Annotated in this window: 2 protein-coding genes; one reads left to right on the top strand and one right to left on the bottom strand. The window is 33.6% G+C overall.

From position 1 onward, the window contains the following. The first annotated feature begins 130 nt into the window (after positions 1-130). Complete coding sequence (locus tag U9O96_02755; GenBank protein MEA2054027.1) at positions 131-1279, top strand: tyrosine-type recombinase/integrase; 1149 nt, start codon at positions 131-133, stop codon at positions 1277-1279. A 16-nt stretch (positions 1280-1295) separates the two neighbouring features. Here U9O96_02755 and U9O96_02750 read toward each other — a convergent pair. Continuing rightward, the coding region (locus tag U9O96_02750) for a hypothetical protein (GenBank protein MEA2054026.1) at positions 1296-1950 on the bottom strand (655 nt) is incomplete at its 5' end.

The following is a 1950-nucleotide window of genomic DNA, read 5'->3' as shown; positions in this document are numbered from 1 at the left end:
AGAAAAAGTAGGAAGTTTTTTAAATAGCACTCCACCCCTCCCCTCGCTTATATACTCACAGGAGTTTAGTATTTGATAACAGTGATTGTTGTATAGCAAACTATAAATATTTATTAAACAATACACTATCATGAAAGAAAATGATATTATTGCAGAATTTCTGCAGATGTATTCGAGCAAAAATACAATACGGGCATATAAAACGGCATTGAAAAAATATTTTGAAACACTAAATGTGAATGCAAACCAATATTTCAATAAAGGAAGGGATTATGAAGGGGACATAAAGAAGTTTTTTATTGAAATAAAGGACAGACCACCAAAGACAGTAAGGGCATATCTATCAGCAGTAAAATCGTTCCTGAGCGAGAATGAAATAGATTTAACTGAAAAATTTTGGAGAAAACTAAAACAAAAAATAAATGGGAGCCGAGCATTAACGATGGACAAAATACCTTCCAATGAAGAGCTGAAGAGCATTTTAACTCACATGGATGCAAAAGGAAAGGCATTATTTTTGACATTATCCTCAAGTGGAATGAGAATCGGGGAAACATTACAGATTAAACTGGATGATATTGAGCTGGAAAGTAAACCACCGAAGATAAATATCTCTGGAAAATACACAAAAACGGGAAATCCTCGCATTGCATTCATATCCACAGAAGGAAAGGAAGCGATTACGGAATGGCTAAAGGTAAGAGAGAGTTATCTGAAGGCTGCAGTAGCGAAAAGCCACAAATATAAAAAATCAGCAGAGGATAATCGTCTTTTCCCCTTCCAGGATAACACGGCATTGTGTATTTGGAGAAATGCAGTTAAAAAGGCGGGGTTGAACGAAATTGACAAAAACACCAACCGCAACAGGCTGCACCCCCATGTATTACGGAAATATTTCAGAACAAAAATGGGCAGTGTTATACCTGTCGATGTAACAGAGGCATTAATGGGGCATGAGGGCTATCTCACAGAGGTTTATAGGCGATATTCACAAGAACAATTAGGGGAGTTTTATCTCAAGGGAGAAAGCGTTCTTACCGTTTTTAAAGATAGAAATGGAGTTAATAAGTTGAGGGAGGAAATAAAACAGAAAAATGAAACATACGATGAACTCATAAATCGCCAAGCTTCAAAAATAAAGAGATTAGAGGCAGAGCTGGCTAAAATGGAGCAATCAAAGGAAAAACAACTTGGAGATGAATTTATAAGGGCGTTAAACAATCCAGAAGTTGCCAAAAAAATCATAAAGGCATTGGAGAAAATAGTCGGCAAAAAGTAGTGTAAAATTTATGGAGTTATTGTAAATTATTCAATAATTGTCTTGTGGCATTGATTTGTGCAGATATCAGTAGCCTCGACTCAAAATGATGTGTTCCTTTTTCGGCTAAATATTTATGTTCGATTTCGTCTAAACAATCTGCAATAAGAAATAAAAAATCTTTCAGATAGTTATTGTTTTTCATTAAATAATTTTTTAGATTGTTGGATTTCTGTGCTTGTTTACCTTGGGGAATAGTTATGAGATTTTCCCATCTTTCAGTAGAGGTACGCAAAGCAAAGTCTATTTTTTCTTTTTCCTTTATGTTTGGGACATAGAATAGTATACTTACGATTGGATAATAGGAATAAAATGATTTTTCCTTTTGGAAAATACCCCATAAAAAATATAATATAACATCTAAAGAATCTCTAAATGTTTTAATATGTGGTTGGTATGCTAATTCAACTTCCTCTATAATATATGACAGCATTTCAATGGCTTTATCAATTTTATATTGGTGTTTGTCCGCCATTTGTTTTAAAATATCTTTATTTGCTTCCACAATGATTTTTTTCCCCTTTCTAGCAAAAGTTAGAAAACCATCTTCCCTCATTTTTTTGATATGTGAGGTAATTTTGTTTGGAAGTGTTATTTCGGTTGAGAATGCGTTGTAAGTATTAAATTTTTTG

Source organism: Candidatus Thermoplasmatota archaeon (genome assembly GCA_034660695.1).
In the GTDB taxonomy this organism is placed as follows: Archaea; Thermoplasmatota; E2; order UBA202; family DSCA01; genus JAYEJS01.
The sequence above is the reverse complement of the archived record's forward strand: the minus strand, read 5'-3'. Positions and strand labels throughout refer to the sequence as shown.